This is a genomic window from Tabrizicola sp., from assembly GCF_041919135.1.
GTDB lineage: Bacteria > Pseudomonadota > Alphaproteobacteria > Rhodobacterales > Rhodobacteraceae > Tabrizicola.
This window is the reverse complement of sequence record NZ_JAYRUJ010000002.1, coordinates 138,117-152,185: the sequence shown is the minus strand read 5'-3', so window position 1 is coordinate 152,185 and position 14,069 is coordinate 138,117. Positions and strand designations below refer to the sequence as shown.

Annotated in this window: 15 protein-coding genes; 6 read left to right on the top strand and 9 right to left on the bottom strand. The window is 69.1% G+C overall.

Annotation, left to right across the window (positions count from 1 at the left end; genetic code table 11):
• From scpA to ACE3UA_RS02645, 3 genes are all read left to right on the top strand, one after another.
• Positions 1-2,130 carry a methylmalonyl-CoA mutase gene (gene scpA, locus ACE3UA_RS02655; RefSeq protein ID WP_374642232.1) on the top strand — a complete coding sequence of 710 codons (2,130 nt, stop codon included), beginning with the start codon at positions 1-3 and terminating at the stop codon, positions 2,128-2,130.
• 95 nt (positions 2,131-2,225) lie between these two features.
• A complete protein-coding gene (locus ACE3UA_RS02650; protein WP_374642230.1) occupies positions 2,226-2,831 on the top strand; it encodes a hypothetical protein in 606 nt (201 codons plus the stop codon).
• Entirely contained in the window at positions 2,755-3,282 is a 528-nt protein-coding gene (locus ACE3UA_RS02645) for a hypothetical protein (RefSeq protein ID WP_374642228.1), read from the top strand. The genes ACE3UA_RS02650 and ACE3UA_RS02645 overlap by 77 nt, the downstream gene beginning before the upstream one ends.
• Before the next feature lie 15 nt (positions 3,283-3,297).
• Here the strand turns inward: ACE3UA_RS02645 and ACE3UA_RS02640 are convergent, their stop codons facing one another.
• The 9 genes from ACE3UA_RS02640 to ACE3UA_RS02600 all read right to left on the bottom strand — a co-directional run bounded on the left by ACE3UA_RS02640 (position 3,298) and on the right by ACE3UA_RS02600 (position 12,340).
• Positions 3,298-3,687 carry a hypothetical protein gene (locus tag ACE3UA_RS02640; RefSeq protein WP_374642226.1) on the bottom strand — a complete coding sequence of 130 codons (390 nt, stop codon included), beginning with the start codon at positions 3,685-3,687 and terminating at the stop codon, positions 3,298-3,300.
• 31 nt (positions 3,688-3,718) lie between these two features.
• Positions 3,719-4,765 carry an endonuclease/exonuclease/phosphatase family protein gene (locus tag ACE3UA_RS02635; protein WP_374642224.1) on the bottom strand — a complete coding sequence of 349 codons (1,047 nt, stop codon included), beginning with the start codon at positions 4,763-4,765 and terminating at the stop codon, positions 3,719-3,721.
• Complete coding sequence (locus ACE3UA_RS02630; protein WP_374642222.1) at positions 4,762-5,475, bottom strand: TerB family tellurite resistance protein; 714 nt, start codon at positions 5,473-5,475, stop codon at positions 4,762-4,764. Before ACE3UA_RS02630 ends, ACE3UA_RS02635 begins: the two co-directional genes overlap by 4 nt.
• A 31-nt stretch (positions 5,476-5,506) precedes the next feature.
• Positions 5,507-5,989 carry an N-acetyltransferase family protein gene (locus ACE3UA_RS02625; protein ID WP_374642220.1) on the bottom strand — a complete coding sequence of 161 codons (483 nt, stop codon included), beginning with the start codon at positions 5,987-5,989 and terminating at the stop codon, positions 5,507-5,509.
• Positions 5,986-6,591, bottom strand: a complete 606-nt coding sequence (locus tag ACE3UA_RS02620; RefSeq protein ID WP_374642218.1) for a VOC family protein — start codon at positions 6,589-6,591, stop codon at positions 5,986-5,988. The genes ACE3UA_RS02625 and ACE3UA_RS02620 overlap by 4 nt, the downstream gene beginning before the upstream one ends.
• Complete coding sequence (locus ACE3UA_RS02615; protein ID WP_374642216.1) at positions 6,591-8,144, bottom strand: Ppx/GppA family phosphatase; 1,554 nt, start codon at positions 8,142-8,144, stop codon at positions 6,591-6,593. Before ACE3UA_RS02615 ends, ACE3UA_RS02620 begins: the two co-directional genes overlap by 1 nt.
• 149 nt (positions 8,145-8,293) lie before the next feature.
• A complete protein-coding gene (locus tag ACE3UA_RS02610) occupies positions 8,294-10,498 on the bottom strand; it encodes an RNA degradosome polyphosphate kinase (protein ID WP_374642214.1) in 2,205 nt (734 codons plus the stop codon).
• 46 nt (positions 10,499-10,544) lie between these two features.
• Positions 10,545-11,168, bottom strand: coding sequence for a chromosomal replication initiator DnaA (locus ACE3UA_RS02605; RefSeq protein ID WP_374642393.1), 624 nt, complete (start codon positions 11,166-11,168; stop codon positions 10,545-10,547).
• 38 nt (positions 11,169-11,206) lie between these two features.
• Positions 11,207-12,340: an AI-2E family transporter gene (locus ACE3UA_RS02600; protein WP_374642212.1), complete on the bottom strand. Its 1,134-nt coding sequence runs from the start codon at positions 12,338-12,340 to the stop codon at positions 11,207-11,209.
• A gap of 277 nt (positions 12,341-12,617) precedes the next feature.
• Between ACE3UA_RS02600 and ACE3UA_RS02595 the strand changes: the two genes are divergently transcribed.
• Genes ACE3UA_RS02595 through ACE3UA_RS02585 form a run of 3 tightly spaced genes read left to right on the top strand, consistent with a single transcriptional unit; the run spans position 12,618 to position 14,037 of the window.
• A complete protein-coding gene (locus ACE3UA_RS02595) occupies positions 12,618-12,884 on the top strand; it encodes a PepSY domain-containing protein (RefSeq protein ID WP_197642217.1) in 267 nt (88 codons plus the stop codon).
• Positions 12,885-12,886: 2 nt separating this feature from the next.
• Positions 12,887-13,516: a cytochrome b/b6 domain-containing protein gene (locus ACE3UA_RS02590; protein ID WP_374642209.1), complete on the top strand. Its 630-nt coding sequence runs from the start codon at positions 12,887-12,889 to the stop codon at positions 13,514-13,516.
• Entirely contained in the window at positions 13,513-14,037 is a 525-nt protein-coding gene (locus ACE3UA_RS02585; protein ID WP_374642207.1) for a LuxR C-terminal-related transcriptional regulator, read from the top strand. The genes ACE3UA_RS02590 and ACE3UA_RS02585 overlap by 4 nt, the downstream gene beginning before the upstream one ends.
• Positions 14,038-14,069 lie beyond the last annotated feature (32 nt).

Sequence of the window (14,069 nt, the reverse complement as noted above, 5' to 3'; positions counted from 1 at the left end):
ATGACGGATGATCTGAAGGCCTGGGCGGCCCTGGCGTCGAAGGAGCTGAAGGGGGCATCGCCCGACAGCCTGAACTGGCAGACCCTGGAGGGGATCACGGTCAAGCCGCTGTATACGGCGGCGGATACGGCGGACCTGCCGCAGCTGGGGGAACTGCCGGGCGTGGCCCCGTTCACGCGCGGCGTCCGGGCGACGATGTATGCCGGGCGGCCCTGGACGATCCGGCAATATGCCGGCTTCTCGACCGCCGAGGAGTCGAATGCCTTCTATCGCAAGGCGCTGGCGGCGGGGCAGCAGGGCGTCTCGGTCGCCTTCGACCTGGCGACGCACCGGGGCTATGACAGCGACCATCCCCGCGTGGTGGGGGATGTCGGCAAGGCCGGGGTCGCCATCGACTCGGTCGAGGACATGAAGATCCTGTTCGACGGGATCCCCCTGGAAAAGATCAGCGTTTCCATGACGATGAACGGGGCGGTGATCCCGATCCTGGCGAATTTCATCGTGGCCGGAGAGGAACAGGGGGTGCCCCGCTCGGCCCTGTCGGGGACGATCCAGAACGACATCCTGAAGGAATTCATGGTGCGGAACACCTATGTCTATCCGCCCGAGCCTTCGATGCGGATCGTGGCCGACATCATCGAATACACCTCCGCCGAGATGCCGAAGTTCAACTCGATCTCGATTTCCGGCTATCACATGCAGGAGGCCGGGGCGAACCTGGTGCAGGAGCTGGCGTTCACCCTGGCGGACGGCAAGGAATATGTGAAGACGGCCGTGGCGCGCGGGATGGACGTCGACGACTTCGCCGGGCGGCTGTCGTTCTTCTTCGCCATCGGGATGAACTTCTTCATGGAGGTCGCAAAGCTGCGCGCCGCGCGGATGCTGTGGCACCGGATCATGGACGGGTTCGGGGCGAAGAAGACGTCAAGCCTGATGCTGCGGACGCATTGCCAGACTTCCGGCGTGTCCTTGCAGGAGCAGGACCCCTACAACAACGTGATCCGCACCGCCTATGAGGCGATGGCGGCGGTTCTGGGCGGCACGCAAAGCCTGCACACCAACGCGCTGGACGAGGCGATCGCGCTGCCGACCGAGTTCGCGGCGCGGATTGCCCGGAACACCCAGCTGGTGTTGCAGGAGGAGACCGGGATCACCCATGTCGTCGATCCGCTGGCGGGCTCGTATTATGTGGAAAGCCTGACCGCCCGGCTGGCCGAGGAGGCCTGGAAGCTGATCGAGGAAGTCGAGGCGATGGGCGGCATGACCAAGGCGGTGGCCTCCGGCATGCCGAAGCTGCGGATCGAGGAATCGGCGGCGAAGCGGCAGGCGATGATCGACCGCGGCGAGGAGGTGATCGTGGGGGTCAACAAGTATCGCAAGGCCAAGGAAGACCCGATCGACATCCTGGACATCGACAACATGGCCGTCCGCGAGGCGCAGGTGGCGCGGCTGAAGGCGGTGCGCGCGGGCCGGGACGAGGGCCGGTGCCAGGCGGCGCTGGCGGAAGTGACGCGGCGGGCGGGGGAAGGCGGCAACCTTCTGGAAGCGGCGGTGGAGGCAGCCCGGGCTCGGGCCTCGGTCGGGGAGATTTCGGACGCGATGGAAAAGGTGTTCGGGCGGCATCGGGCCGAGGTGAAGACCCTCGCCGGGGTCTATGGCGCGGCCTATGAGGGCGACCAGGGCTTCCAGCAGATCCAGAAGGATGTCGAGGCCTTCGCCGAGGCCGAGGGGCGGCGGCCGCGGATGCTGGTCGTCAAGATGGGGCAGGACGGGCACGACCGGGGCGCGAAGGTGATCGCCACGGCCTTCGCCGACATCGGCTTCGACGTCGACGTGGGGCCGCTGTTCCAGACGCCCGAGGAGGCGGCGCAGGATGCGATCGACAACGATGTGCATGTGATCGGGATTTCCAGCCAGGCGGCGGGGCACAAGACGCTGGCGCCGAAGCTGATCGAGGTGCTGAACGCGCGCGGGGCGGGGGATATCCTGGTGATCTGCGGCGGGGTGATCCCGCAGCAGGATTATGAGTTCCTCAAGGCGGCCGGGGTGAAGGCGATCTTCGGGCCGGGAACCAATATCCCGGCGGCGGCGAAGGAGATCCTGGACCTGATCCGGGCGGCGCGGGGCTAGCAGACCGTAGACAGACGCGGCGAAATGCCGCAGCGTAATCCGAACTCCATCCCCGCCGGCGTGCCGGCGGGGCGAAGGCGGATGGATCACGCGACATGGACCAGAGCGAGCAGAGGACGTCCGAGGCACCCGCAGTCGTGTTCTTCGACGGCGACAGCCGTGGCTGGGGACCCATCGTCCACATGGCGCAGCTGATGGCGCGGCTGTTCGGCGCGCCGCTGGAACGGCCCGCAGCGCCGCAGCCCTCGCGCCTGCGCCTGGCGCAGCGGCATATCTTCAGGACCCGGAAGGGGACGGGGCACGGGGTGATCTATCTGGCCAGAGGGCCGCAGGACATTCCGCGGATCGTCGCCTTGCCGGGGTTCGACCGGCCGCATCGGTTCCGGGCGCTGTGGATCGTCGACAGCTTCTGGACCGAATGGGCCCCCTCGTCCCGGCTGTTCTCGCATTTCGATCTGGTTGCCTACATGCAGAAGGGCGAAGCGGCCTTTTACGAGGGAATGGCGCCGGGCCGGTCGCTCTGGCTGGGCTGGGGGGCGGATGTCCTTGGACTTGGCTCGGCACGGGCCGAACGCGATCTCGACGTCCTGCGGGTCGGGCGCCAGCCGACCGAATGGGATGACGATGCGCGCAGTCTTGAACTGTGCCGGGCGGCAGGACTGCGCTTTCACGGCCGGCCGCCCGCCCTTTCCGCCGGATGATCCGCAGGACCCTTCGGCCAGCCACCGCGCCCTTATGGAGTATTACGCGCGCAGCAGGTTCCTGATCGCGCATTCCAACCTTGCGGCCCCGGCACCCTATACCCATCCGGAGAAGGCCTATCTGACCGGGCGCTGGACCGACGCGCTGGCCTGCGGGGCCATCGTGGCCGGGCTTGCGCCGCACGAGGATGCCGGCGCCGCCGAGCTTTTCTGGCCGGGAGCGACGCTGGACTTCGACCGGATCGACCTTGGTTCCAACGTCGCGCAACTGGCCGACGCGGTCGCGGGCTGGGCGCCGGAGATGGCCGCAATGAACCATCGGCAGTCGCTGATCCGGCTGGACTGGCGCTGGCGCTTTGCCGCCCTGGCCGAGCGTCTGGGTTTCCGGGCACCGGCGCTGGAACCGGAGATGGCCGGCCTGAAGGCGGCGATCGCCAGGGCCGCAGCCTGAGGCATCGGGGGGTCGCTAAAGCTCGATCTCGCCGTTGGGGCCGGGGATGGGTTCGGTCGGCGTCACCAGGGGGGCGTTGCGGCGGATCAGGATGTCGCCGTTCGGCAGCATCACCGGCGCGTCGTAATTGCTGAAATCGTCGATCAGCGCAATGAACTGGCGCAGTTTCGGCCCGACCTCGGCCCCGAAGGCCTCAAGCGCGGGGCCGATCTGGTCCATCGCCTGGTCCATGTCGTCGAGCGCGGGCTGCATCTCGGACAGAAGGCCGCGCAGGACCAGTTTCGCGCCTTCCTCGATCAGGCTGAAACCATCCTCCCCGGGCGTCGGGGTGGGGGTGGTTTCCTGCGCGAAGGCGGGTGCGGCGGCGAGGGCGGCGGCAAGGAGAGGGGGCAGGGCACGTCTCATGCGGGCAATATGCGCGCGCGGGACCCGCATTTCAAATCACATCCGGCAGATCGACCGTCACCGGGAAATGGTCCGAGGCCTGCAGCACCGCCTCGCGCAGTTCGGGGACCGAGGCCACGCCGGGGTCGTTGAACGGATGCCAGATCCGCCAGTCCGGGCCGCGCGCGGCAAGGTCGGGCGAGACCATGACGAAATCCAGAAGCGCCTCGAAATAGCATTTCCGGGGCGCCATGTAGAAGCGTGCGGTGCTGGGCGCGAGGCCGACGCGGCTTTGCAGGGCCAAGGCGGCATGGGGATCGGTGAGGCGGAGTTTCGGATCCTGCGTGGTGCCCAGCACGATCTCGACCCCGGAATGGCCGAACAGCTTTTCGAATTCGTCGATGCCGGGGCCGTCGTTGAAATCGCCCAGAACCACCAGGCTCTCCCCCGCCGCAAGGTGGCTTTCCACCCGCTGCCGGATCCAGAGGCACTGCGCCAGCTGCTTGCGGCGGTTCTCGATCGAGAGCCGCATCTGCGCCTCGCGGCCGATGGCGCCATAGGGGTTCTTCGACTTGGCATGGACCCCGATCAGCCGCAGGTCCGTCCCGCCCGAGGTGGTCAGCCGCAGTTCCAGCGGCGGTTTCGAGAAACGGATGGTCTCGGAGATGCTGTCGGCGTCGAGGTCGTAGCGGAAGGTGGTGTCGAAGCGCGGGGCGTCGTGCGAGCCATGGCTGTTCGACGGCGCGCCCTTCGGGTCGTGCTGCACGGTCAGCCGGTCGGGATCGTAAAGGAAGGCGATCTCCTGCTCGGTCTCGGAAGGAAAGCCGATCAGCGCCTTGCGGGTGCGCAGGCCATAGGCCTGGGCGAAGGTCTCCAGCGCGCGGATGGTGGAACGCTTGCCGTTGGTGTCCGGGGCCTCGACGATGACGATCCCGTCGGCGTTCAGCGCGTTGAAGACGATCCCCAGCGCGCCAAGCTGTTCGGCCCGGCTGGTCTTGTAGCGGGCCGAGGGTTCGCCATCCTCGAGCAGGCGGCCGCGGTCGTCGAAAAGGGCGTTGAACCATTCGACATTGTAGGTGGCCAGGCGCAGGCCGGTCATGCGGCCTCCTTCGCCGAGATCTCGCGCCAGGCCTCGTTGATCAGCTGCAACCGGCGCTCGGCCAGTTTCATCGCCTCGGGCGGGACGCCGCGGGAATGCATGACATCGGGATGGGTGTCGCGCACCAGCTCGCGCCAGGCCTTGCGCGCCTGGTCCTTGCTGGCATGGCGCGGCAGGCCGAGGACGTCATAGGGATCGCGCGGCGCGCCTTCGACCAGGCGCGAGCGGACGATGCGGAAGCAGGCCTCGTCCAGGCCGAATTCATCGGCGACATGGGCCAGGAAGGCATCCTCGCCGCTGTGGTAGGAGCCGTCGGCGACGGCGATCTGGAACAGCGCCTCCAGGATGTCGACCAGGACATGGTGGTCGTCGGCGCAGATCCGGTGGCCGTCAGGATTGAACAGCCGCGCGATCTTGCGGGCATAGGCGTCGAAGCCCGCCACGTCCTGCCGGGCAAGGTTGTAGACGCGGGCGGCGTGTTCCTCCTCGCCCTCGGGGAAGGAGAAGATGCGGCGGAAGGCAGTGACCTCGTCGCGGGTCACGGTGCCGTCGGCCTTGGCCATCTTGGCGCCAAGCGCGAGGACGGCGATGGTGAAGCCGACCGAACGCTCGGGCGCCGGGGCGCCGCGCAGGCGGTCGAAGACGACGGAGAGCGGCTCTCCCTTGGCGAGGGCGGCAAGCGCGTCGGCGATGCGGGTCCAGATCGACATGGGGCCAGTCTATCCGGCGGCATGGCGCTTGTCAGAGGAATTTCTGCATCAGCACAAGGTCCATGAAGCGGCCGAACTTGCGGCCGGCCTGGGGGATGCGGGCGATCTCGGCAAAGCCGATGCTGGCGTGGAAGGCGATGCCGTCGGGGTTCTCGGCCGAGACGCCGGCGATCAGCTGATGCGCCCCGGCGGCGCGGGCATGATCCTGGACCGCGGCCATCAGCGCCCGGCCGATGCCCTTGCCGCGGGCTTCGGGCGCAAGGATGACGGAATGTTCCATGCAGGTCGCATAGCCCCGCCCGCCGCGGAACTGGGCGTAGCTGGCAAAGCCGAGGAGATCCGGCCCGAAAGCGACGAAGGTGGCATGTCCCAGCGCGTCGCGGTCGGCGATCATCCCTTCGACTTCGGCGGCGGTCTTTTCGGAGGGGTTGAAGGTGACGGCCGTGTCGCGGATCCAGGGGTTCCAGAGCGCGGCGATGGCGGCGGCATCCCCGGCCGTGGCGCGGCGGATCATGGCAGGGCCACCGGGCCGCCGGGCGTGTCGATCACGGCGGCAAGGCCGGGCGGGCCGGCGGCGAAGTGGAGGCGCGGGTCCTCCAGCCGCAGGCGGGCGCGCAGGGCGGCGGCCTCGGGGTGGGTCACGGTCAGGCGGTTCAGCCGCAGGCCCCGGTCGGGCAGGGCGGCGGCGGGGTGGAGGCTCCCGTGCCACTGGATGAGCGCGGGGCAGGTGCCGTCGAAGGGCAGGCGGCCGTCCTCCGGGACGGCCATCTGCCAGCGGTAGTCGCCCCGCGCCAGTGCCATCGGCGCGCCCCAGCCGGGCGGGCCCGCCGCCAGCGCGGCCTCCTTGTCTTCGGTGGCGGCGATCCAGGTCGTCAGCCGGGGCGGGCCGGTGAAGCGGTCGAGGTCGAACCAGCGCGGCCGGCCGGGGGCGGGGGCCGCCGGGTCCACGGCGATGACCTCGAGATAGAGGTCGCCCAGCGACAGAAGCCGGTTGTGCGTCCCCATGGCGGGATGCTGGCCGCCCCCGGCCATGGTCACGCCAAGCGCCGCCTCGATCGCCGCCACGCCCTCGTCCAGGGACCGGGCCGAGACCGCCAGATGATCCAGCCGCAGCATCAGCGCGCCGGCGTAAGGCTGGTGACGCGGGTCTCGGCCTTCAGCGAGACGGCAAGCGACTGGAAGCGCGCGCGCGCGACCTCGCCGAACAGGGCCTCGCCGGCCGGGGTCAGCTCCAGCCCGAGAAGGCGTTTCTTCGGCTGCCAGCTCAGCCGCCCGGCCCGGGCCGGATCGCCGATCGAGAACATCGCGCCGAAGCGCATCGCCTTGCCCAGCACCTCGGCCGCCTGGACCTGATCCTCGGCCAGCAGGCGGAACATCGGCTCCAGCCGCGAACCGGAGCGGCTGTTCTTGTAGCGGTGCAGGAGGGCGAGGCCGAGGAACACCCTTCCGGCATGGTCCAGCCCGCCGAGGTTGGCGCGCGTCACGTTGTCGAAACAGGCCTCGGCGCGGAAATCGGGATGGGCGCGCCAGGTGGTGTCGTGCAGGAGGCAGGCCGCTTTGACCAGCCGCAGCCGGTCCACCGTCGCGCCGGAGAAGAGCGGCAGCAGGAAATCGTAAAGCTTGCGGCCGAAGCCGGGGATGCGGGCCTGGCCCTTCTCGGCCATGCGGGCGGCCTCGATCAGCGGATCGCGGGCGCGCAGCTTCTCCGGCATGTGTTCGTAAAGCGTGCCCTCGCGGATGCCATAGGCCGAGACGTCGATCTCGGTGGGCTTGAATACGGCGAGAATCTCGCGCAGCACCTCGCAGGCCAGGGGGACAAGCTCCATCCGCTCCTGGCTGGTGCCGGTTCGGCCGCGCAGGGCGGCAAGATCGGCGGCGGCCAGCCAGTCCAGCGTGTCGCCAAGGCCCTGCGGCGTCATGCGGTATTCGTGCAGGACCGTCAGCGGGTAGTTCCGCCGCTCCATGTCCAGCCGCGCGATCACCCGCCAGCTGCCGCCGACGAGATAGATCCGCTCGCCGCTGGATTTCAGGCTGGCCCGGGCCGCCTTCAGCAGCTTGGCGACATGCGTCCGGCGCGCCTTGGGGTCGGAGATCTGTTGCAGGCGGAACGGGCCGAGCGGGGTCGAGACGCGCTTGCCGACGCGGCCCTCGCCGATGCGGGCCAGTTCCATCGAGTTGCCGCCGATGTCGCAGACGATGCCCTGGGCCTCGGGCCAGCCGAGAAGCACGCCCTGGGCGGACAGCCGCGCCTCCTCGTCGCCATCGACGACATGCAGCCTGAGCCCGGTCTCGCGCAGGACCTCGGCCTGGAATTCGGGGCCATCCTTGGCCTCGCGCGTGGCGGCGGTGGCGACGACGGTGAGGGGCTGGACCTGCATCCCCTCGGCCAGAAGCGCGAAGCGGCGCAGCGCCGACAGCGCACGGGCGCGGCCCTGGGGGTTGAGGCGGCCGGTTTCGGCCAGGCTCTTGCCAAGGCCGCACATGATCTTTTCGTTGTAGAAATAGGCCGGGCTGCGCGCGGCGCCGTCGAAGACCACCAGGCGGACCGAGTTCGAGCCGACGTCGATCACGCCGACGCGCGAGAGGGCGCGGGCGGAGGGATCGTCGAACAGGGGCCTGCCGAAGGGGCCGTCATCGTCGTCCTCGGTCAAGGGCGCGTTGTCAGCCATGTCAGAATCCCCCGGGTCTTGCCGGCGGATAGTGCCGGTCCCCCGGCGCGGGGTCAACGGCTCGGGCGCCGTTTCCTGCGAAGGAAACGGGACGGAGTTTCTGAAAACTCCGGCAAAATTCCGGCGCCGGAATTTTTCGCCTTCCGTTCCTAGCGTGTCGGGCCGGGCGCTGCGGTCTCGTCGTCGCGCGCCATGATCAGGCGCGGCGCATCCTTCGCCCCGGCGGTGCCGCGGCCGGAAAGCGAGGGGTTCTCCATGAAGAACTGGTGGCAGGAGAAGAGCCGTGCCCCCTCGGGCCCGAGGTCGCGGGAATAGGTTCCGTCGGGCGCAAGGATCCAGCTTTGCGCCTCGTCCGCCAGGTTGGCGGCCATGATCTGGCTGAGGATCTGGTTCTTGACCGTGGGGTTCATCGCCTCGACCAGGGTTTCCACCCGGCGCGAAAGGTTGCGCCCCATCCAGTCGGCCGAGGAGAAGAACACCCGCGCCTTCTTCGCGGGCAGGCCGTGGCCATTGCCGAAGCAGACGATGCGGGAATGTTCCAGGAAGCGGCCGACGATCGACTTGACACGGATGTTCTCGGACAGGCCCTTCACGCCGGGGCGCAGGCCGCAGATGCCGCGCACGACGAGGCTGATCTTCACCCCGGCCTGGGAGGCGGCATAAAGCGCGTCGATCACGTCGGCCTCGATGATCGAGTTCATCTTGGCCCAGATCTCGGCCGGGCGTCCGGCGCGGGCATGTTCGGCCTCGGCCGCGATGAGTTCCAGCAGGCGCGGCTTCAGCGTGATCGGCGAAATCGCGAGGTTCTCCAGCCCCTCGGGCTGGACGTAGCCGGAGAGATAGTTGAACACCTTGGTCGCATCCCGGCCGAGTGCCCCGTCGCAGGTGAAGAAGCTGAGGTCGGTGTAGATGCGGGCGGTGATCGGGTGGTAGTTGCCGGTCCCGTAATGGGTGTAGGTGACCAGATGGTCGCCCTCGCGCCGGACGACGGTGCTGATCTTGGCATGGGTCTTGTAGTTCACGAAACCATAGACGACATGCGCGCCCGCGCGCTCCAGCCGGCGGGACTGGCGGATGTTCGCGGCCTCGTCGAAGCGCGCCTTCAGTTCCACCAGCGCGGTGACCGATTTCCCCGCCTCGGCCGCTTCGCACAGCGCGGTGACGACCGGGCTGTCCCAGGAGGTGCGGTAGAGCGTCTGCTTGATCGCCAGCACGTTCGGATCCCGCGCCGCCTGTTCCAGAAAGCGGATCACCATGTCGAAGGTCTCATACGGGTGATGCAGCAGCATGTCCTTCTGCCGGATCGCCGCGAACATGTCGCCCTCATGGTCCTGCACCCTTTCGGGCACGCGGGGGGTGAAGGGCGGCCACATCAGGTCCTTGCGCGAGGAGAGGAGCAGTTCCTTCAGGTCGGCGACGCCGAGGAGGCCCTTGACCTCGACCACCTCGTCCTCGGAGACGGCGAGTTCTTCCATGATCAGCGCGCGCAAGTCCTCGGGGGCGCCGGCCGAGAGCTTGAGGCGGATCACCTCGCCCCGGCGCCGCCGCTTGAGCGCGGTCTCGAATTCGCGGACCAGGTCCTCGGCCTCGTCCTCGACCTCGAGGTCGCTGTCGCGCAGCACGCGGAAGGTGCAGTGGCCGCGGTTGCTGTAGCCGGGAAACAGCATCCCCAGATGCAGCAGCAAAAGTTCCTCGAGCGGCAGGAAGCGGTTCTCGCCCTCCTTGCCCGGCAGGGGCACGAAGCGGGTGATCTGCTGCGGGATCGGCAGCAGCGCCTTGAGCGGGCGGCGGTCGGTGACGCGCTCAAGCTCCAGCGCCAGCGAAAAGCCGGTGTTGGGGATGAAGGGGAAAGGATGGGCCGGGTCGATCGCCAGGGGCGACAGGACCGGGAAGACATTGTTCAGGAAATGCGCTTCCAGATGCTTCAGGTCGCGCGCCGTCAGCTTGCCGCGCTGGACGAGGGTGATCCCCTCGGCCTCCATCTCCTTGCGCAGGCGGTTGAACGTGGTCTGCTGCGTCTGCATCAGGCGGCGGGCGTCGGCGTTGATCAGCTGCAGCTGCTCGGCCGGGCTGCGGCCGTCCTCGGAAAGGGCGGCGTTGCCGGTGCGCACCAATGCCCGCAGGCCCGCGACGCGGACGGTGTAGAATTCGTCCAGGTTGGTGGCCGAGATCGACAGGAAGCGCAACCGCTCCAGCAGCGGCACGGCGGGGTTCGCGGCCTCTTCCAGGACGCGCCAGTTGAAGGCCAGCCAGGAGAGTTCGCGGTTGAAGAAGCGGCCGGGGCCGGCGGTCTCGGCAAAGGATAGCTCGGCCGGGGTGGGGAACGGGGAACGCAGGAAATCGGACTGGGTCATGGGGGAGGGGAATAGGCCGGCATCGTGACGGAACGGTGACAGTGTTTCACCCCGGCGGCAGGCTGTCCAGCACCTCGGCCGCAAGGGCGCGGGTGATCGGGCGCCCCCCGGCCAGGGCGGCGGCATCCAGCGCCGCGACCAGCGCCCGCGCCGCGCCCACCGAGCGCGGCATTCGGCTGACGAGGTAGGGGATCAGGGTCGCGGGCACGGCGACCTGGCGGTCGGCGAAGAGCTTGACCAGCACCGCCGACAGAAGCGCGTCGTCGGGTGCTTCCAGCCGGGCAATCGGCGTGGCCTGCAACCGGCTGATCAGGTCCGGCAGCCGCAGGCCCCAGTCGCGCGGCGGGCGCTGGGCGGTCATGAGGAGGCTTGCCCCCTGGGTCACCAGGTTGTGCAGGTGGAACAACTCGGCCTCGGCCCCGTCCAGCCGGTCGGCATCCTCGACCGCGACGGGGGTGGCGGCAAGGTCGGCGGGGTCAAGCGTCCGCAGCGCGGCGGCGGGAAGGATCAGGGCGCCCGCCATCTCGGCCCAGACCCGGGCGAGATGGGTCTTGCCCGAGCCCTCGGGCCCGATCAGGAGAAGCTTGCGGCCGGGCCAGTTCCGCCAGTCCTCGACCACCTGCAGCGCAAGCGCGTTCGAGGGGGCGACGAAGAAGTCGGCCCGCGTCATCGCCTCGGTGCTGGGCAGGTCGAAGGCGAGCTGGCGGATCACGGGCCCGAATCCGCCTTGGAGCCCGCCTTGCGGCTGCGCCGGGGCGCGGCAGGCGGGGCATCGGGAGGAAGCACCAGCCCCTCGGCCCCGCGGTAAAGCAGGCTGGCGCGGTATTGCTCGACCGCGAAACGGGTCAGGACGCCGATGGAGGCGGCCACGGGAACGGCGATCAGCATGCCGACGAAGCCGAAGACCGAGCCGAAGGCCGACAGCGCGAAGAGAAGCCAGACCGGATGCAGGCCCACCGACTTGCCCACCAGCTTGGGCGTCAGGATGTTGCCCTCGATGAACTGGCCGACGGCGAAGATCGCGGCGATGATGCCGATCTGCACCCAGTCGCCCCAGAACTGCACCAGCGCCAGGCCCACCGCCAGCGTGCCGCCGATGATCGAGCCGACATAGGGGATGAAGGTGATCGCCCCGGCGATGGCCCCCACCACCAGGCCGAACTGCAACCCGGCCGCCATCAGCGCCACCGCATAGAAGGTGCCAAGCGCCAGGCAGACCGAGACCTGGCCCCGCACGAATCCGGCCAGAACCATGTCGATCTCGCCGGCAAGGCGGCGGATCGTCGGCGCATGGTCGCGCGGCAGCATGGCGTCGATCCGGGCGATCATCTCGTCCCAGTCCAGCAGCAGGTAGAAGGCGACGACCGGCACGACGACGATGAACAGGACGATCGAGATCACCCCCAGCGCCGAGGTCAGCACGCCTTGGGCCAGTTGCGCCGCGCGGGACTGGATCGCAAGCCCGATCTCGGCCAGGGTCTGGCGGATGGTCGAGGTGCTGTCGGCAAGCTCGGGGAAGCGGTCGAGGAGGAAGCCCTGCAGCCGCTTGGCGATGTCGGGGGTGGCGTCGATCAGCGCGGTAAGCTGGTTGACCAGCGTCGGGATCACCGCCAGCACCAGCAGGATCACCAGCACCAGCGCCATCAGCGAGATCAGCGTCGTCGCCGCGACGCGGGAAAGACCCGCCCGCTCCAGCCGGTCGGCGACGGGATCAAGGAAATAGGCGATCGCACCGCCCATCAGGAAGGGCAGAAGGATATCGCCCAGAAACCAGAACAGGCCCAGGAAGACCAGCGCGGCGACGCCCCAGTAACGGATCTGTTCTCTGATCGGCAGCGCCATCGCGGGTTCCTTCCTGGCTGGCCCCACATATCGCCGCAGCGGCGATGCGGCGCAAGCCTTGCCGGAGGTATGGAATCAGGCCGCGGGACAGGGCGGATTCCCGCCGTCAGCACCCGCTTACCGGCCGGACCCTAAGCGTCGGGGCCATGGACCACCACCGGCGGTTGCGGGCAGGTCCGGCCCGACCGGGGCGCATGTCCCGGCCCGGCCCCGTCGTCCCGGACGGCGGGCCGATCCCTCCCAGCCCGCAGGTGCGGGCGCAACGAAAGGTGACGCGATGACGTCGAAGTTCCTCCTCCCCCTCACCCTGGCCGCCTTCACGCCGCTGGCCGCCCTGGCGATGCCCGCTGTCGGCGACATGGTCGGCACCAACCCCGACGACGCCAAGGCCGCGCTGGAAAAGGCCGGCTGCGTGGTTGACACCTTCGATTCCGAGGACGGCAAGATCGAGGCCAAGTGCAAGGACAGCGCCACCGGCGCCGCCATGGAGGTCTACATCGACCCCGCCACCGGCGCGGTCACCGAGATCAAGACCGGGGATTGACCATGGCCACCCCCCGGACCGAAGCCGCCGCACCGCCCCGCCTGTGGGACCCGCTGGTTCGCCTGACGCATTGGGGGATCGCCTTCGTGATCCTGGCCAATGCGCTGGCGACCAAGGGGGGCAGCCTTGTCCATGTCTCGCTGGGCTGGGCGGTGATGGCGCTTTTGCTGTTGCGGCTGGTCTGGGGGGTGCTTGGCCCGCATGAGGCGCGCTTTGCCGCCTTTCCGCCGAATCCGCGCGCCGCGGCGCGCCACCTGGGCCAGCTCGTCTCGGGCCGGGTCCGGCACTATCCCTCGCACAACCCGGCCGGGGCGCTGATGATCTATGCCTTCTGGGCCACGCTGGCGGCGGCGATCGCCACCGGCCTGATCCTGACCGGCGGAGCGACACCGATGCAGGTGGCGGCGGACAAGGCGGCGGTTGCATCCGGCGACTGGTCTGCTTTGATCCGCGAAGACGGGGGGGACGAGGGCGACTCACCCCTGCGCGAGGTGGCCGGGGAGGTGCACGAGGTGGCGTCGAATCTGCTTCTGGTCCTCGCGGCCCTGCATATCGCGGGCGTCTTCGTCGAGGGCCGCGCCATGCGTCGGAACCTGGTCGCCCCGATGCTGTTTGGCGAAAGGCGCAGATGACGGCCACGATCGAGCCCCGGGCTCCCGATATTCGCAGCGCCGGGCGCCGCCAGACCGCGGCGCTTTCGGCTTTCCTGCTGGTGCAGACGCTGGGCACGGTCTTCTTCGTCGGCGACGTCATCGGCGACCTGCGCAAGGACCCGACTTCGGTGCATTTCCTGTTCGAGGCCTTCGTGACCTCGGCGCTGGTGCTGGGGATCCTGTTCGGCGCCTTCGCGCTGCGCCGCACGGTGGAACTCCTGCGCGCCCAGGAACAGGCGCTGGACGTGGCGCGGGGCGCCCTGTCCGAGGTGATCGACCGCCAGTTCCGCAGCTGGGGGCTGACCCCGGCCGAGCGCGATGTGGCCTTCCTGGCGCTGAAGGGGCTGGACGTGGCCGAGATCGCCGAGCTGCGCGGCGCGGCGCAGGGCACCGTGCGCGCGCAGCTGACCCGGATCTACGCCAAGGCCGGCGTCTCGGGCCGGGCCCAGTTCGCAGCCTATTTCGTCGAGGACCTGCTTGGCCAGGGCGTCGCCGCCTGAGCCCTTGCAGGGTGGGCGATATCGCCCGGGTT

Coding starts and splice junctions, on each gene's coding strand:
- ACE3UA_RS02590 (WP_374642209.1), top strand. CDS start 12,887: ATGGCCACCCCCCGGACCGAAGCCGCCGCACCGCCCCGCCTGTGGGAC.
- ACE3UA_RS02620 (WP_374642218.1), bottom strand. CDS start 6,591: ATGCTGCGGCTGGATCATCTGGCGGTCTCGGCCCGGTCCCTGGACGAG.
- ACE3UA_RS02615 (WP_374642216.1), bottom strand. CDS start 8,144: ATGGCTGACAACGCGCCCTTGACCGAGGACGACGATGACGGCCCCTTC.
- ACE3UA_RS02600 (WP_374642212.1), bottom strand. CDS start 12,340: ATGGCGCTGCCGATCAGAGAACAGATCCGTTACTGGGGCGTCGCCGCG.
- scpA (WP_374642232.1), top strand. CDS start 1: ATGACGGATGATCTGAAGGCCTGGGCGGCCCTGGCGTCGAAGGAGCTG.
- ACE3UA_RS02625 (WP_374642220.1), bottom strand. CDS start 5,989: ATGATCCGCCGCGCCACGGCCGGGGATGCCGCCGCCATCGCCGCGCTC.
- ACE3UA_RS02605 (WP_374642393.1), bottom strand. CDS start 11,168: ATGACGCGGGCCGACTTCTTCGTCGCCCCCTCGAACGCGCTTGCGCTG.
- ACE3UA_RS02635 (WP_374642224.1), bottom strand. CDS start 4,765: ATGACCGGCCTGCGCCTGGCCACCTACAATGTCGAATGGTTCAACGCC.
- ACE3UA_RS02585 (WP_374642207.1), top strand. CDS start 13,513: ATGACGGCCACGATCGAGCCCCGGGCTCCCGATATTCGCAGCGCCGGG.
- ACE3UA_RS02650 (WP_374642230.1), top strand. CDS start 2,226: ATGGACCAGAGCGAGCAGAGGACGTCCGAGGCACCCGCAGTCGTGTTC.
- ACE3UA_RS02595 (WP_197642217.1), top strand. CDS start 12,618: ATGACGTCGAAGTTCCTCCTCCCCCTCACCCTGGCCGCCTTCACGCCG.
- ACE3UA_RS02630 (WP_374642222.1), bottom strand. CDS start 5,475: ATGTCGATCTGGACCCGCATCGCCGACGCGCTTGCCGCCCTCGCCAAG.
- ACE3UA_RS02640 (WP_374642226.1), bottom strand. CDS start 3,687: ATGAGACGTGCCCTGCCCCCTCTCCTTGCCGCCGCCCTCGCCGCCGCA.
- ACE3UA_RS02610 (WP_374642214.1), bottom strand. CDS start 10,498: ATGACCCAGTCCGATTTCCTGCGTTCCCCGTTCCCCACCCCGGCCGAG.
- ACE3UA_RS02645 (WP_374642228.1), top strand. CDS start 2,755: ATGCGCGCAGTCTTGAACTGTGCCGGGCGGCAGGACTGCGCTTTCACG.